The sequence below is a fragment of the bacterium genome (assembly GCA_024224155.1).
Lineage (GTDB): Bacteria > Acidobacteriota > Thermoanaerobaculia > Multivoradales > JAHEKO01 > CALZIK01.
In genome coordinates, this window is record JAAENP010000430.1 from 1 (window position 1) to 1,915 (window position 1,915).

A 1,915-nucleotide genomic window follows, 5' to 3' on the forward strand; every position below is an offset into this window, starting at 1 on the left:
ATGCACGGGGTTATTGAGAAGTTACTCTGAAAGTAAATATTCGGTCTACCCATCCCCTGAGAAATCAACGAGTAAGCGGGTCTCGGAAGCGTCGATCCAGGGGGTAAACCCATAAGTCCTTGATCGGAACGCTCTGTTTTCCAGCGGGGCCGAGTTTTCCGCGGCCTTGGGTTTGCCCCAGATAGATCCAGTTGGCTGCCTTGTAGCAGGTGCCTTGGAAGCGGGGTGTCTCGACAAAGGTCTCCAGCAGAACGGGGCGGTATCCGTAGACCTCCAACCAATGATCGGGGAGCGTTCGGGCCATCTTGGCCAGGATCATGGAAGCCAGGTTTTTCGACTGGATCCAGGGCAGTATTAAGAATCTGGCGTTGTTGATGATCAGCGGGAGATTTTGCTGGCGCTGTTCGTGGGTCCAACCGATGTACCGATCCCGCGGCGCACTCTGCCAGGCGGCGGCGCCAAAGCCGAGCACGGCGATGGGGTGCTCGGCGGAGTAGACGAGATAGCGTAGCTGCGCCCCGGGAAGGGGCTTGTGTCCGAGGTAATGGTAGCGCTGGATATACTCGTTCCAGAGGCTGGATTGGGATTTTTGCCGCACGCGCTGCAGGGTCAGGGGGGTAAGTGCACGGGCGGGCTGGTTGAGCGGGGCTCCTGGATCGCTGCGCGCGCTCAGACGCACCCGCGGATCGGGTCGCGGGCCGCGCGGCGGGGGCAGCTCGATGAGCCCATCGTCGTGCATCCGCAACATGGCGACCCGGGCGGACATCTCCTTCAATCCGCCATCGGCCTTGAACCACTTCAGCTCCCGGCAGGTCAGCCTTGAGAGCTCGGCGCGGGTACGGGCGGGATCCTCGGCGATGAGACGGCGGATCCGCTCGATCTCATCGGCGGGGAAGTCGCGACCACAGTAGCGCTGACTCAAGAGCTGTCGTGGATGGGGGTCGGCTCGGCGGGTGTGGCGGGAGGCGCCCGGGAGGGATAGGGTCGGCCGAGCGCTGCCCGGCGCGTCTCATCCATCGCCCAGGGGAGAAACGGATCGATATTCTGGGGGGCTTGACCGCCGTTGTCGGCACAAGCCGTGAGATAGCACCTCAGCCAGTGCCGGGGGTTGATGCCCCAAAGCGCCAGGGTCTGCAGGATAGAGAAGAGTGTGGCGGCTAACGCGGCACTCCAGAGGCTTCCCGAGCCATAGTAGTTTTTGCGGCCGGTCACCGGATTACGGATTGAGCTCTCGCCCCGGTTGTTATCCATCGGGACTTCCGGGTGCTCGACAAACAGGGTGAGACCCGGCCAATGCTCGAGCAGGCTGGCGAGCACCTTCTTCTGTTTCGTTCGTGCGCCCTTCGACAGGGCAGCGTCCGGCACATCCTCACTGTGCGTGCCATCGTCGTTCTCCGCCACGATCCGGGTTGCCTCCTCATGCATGCGCTGCAACTCTACCTCCAAGGCCTCGTGGTAGTGGTTGAAGGCAGCGCACTGCTCTGTCAATGGGCGCTCGGGATCCCACTGCTCGAGACGCAGTCGATTGAGGTGGTAGAGGGTGCCGATACGCTCCTTCCACTCCAACGCCCACTCCTCCAACTCGGAAAAGGCACGTCCGGCATCCAGGAAGTCCCTTCGCACATGAGCCCAACAGAAGGCGAGCAGGATGTTGGCGGCCAGCCGGGCGAGCTTCTTGTAGGCGCTGTAGCGATCGCAGACGATAATGACCTTGCCGTCCGCCTGCAGGCCGGCGAAGTGCGCGCCGGGCACCGCGGCACTGCGGCTGGGATCTAGGAAAAAGAAGACGACCGAGTGCGAACGGGTCACCCACAGATATCAGCGCGTACCGGCCTTGCCCGCGATCTACACGAAGACCTCCCAGCGGGTCTCGTCGTTGTGAAAGAGATCCTCGCTCATCTGCTTGCAGTACAAG

General features: G+C 62.3%; 1 protein-coding gene and 1 pseudogene. Both read right to left on the reverse strand.

Annotated features, from left to right (window positions below; genetic code table 11):
- Positions 1–64: 64 nt before the first annotated feature.
- Positions 65–922, reverse strand: coding sequence for a DUF4338 domain-containing protein (locus tag GY769_21240; protein ID MCP4204444.1), 858 nt, complete (start codon positions 920–922; stop codon positions 65–67).
- Positions 919–1,815 (reverse strand): annotated as a pseudogene (locus tag GY769_21245) (transposase). The gene GY769_21240 and the pseudogene GY769_21245 overlap by 4 nt, the downstream one beginning before the upstream one ends.
- Between the last annotated feature and the right edge of the window lie 100 nt (positions 1,816–1,915).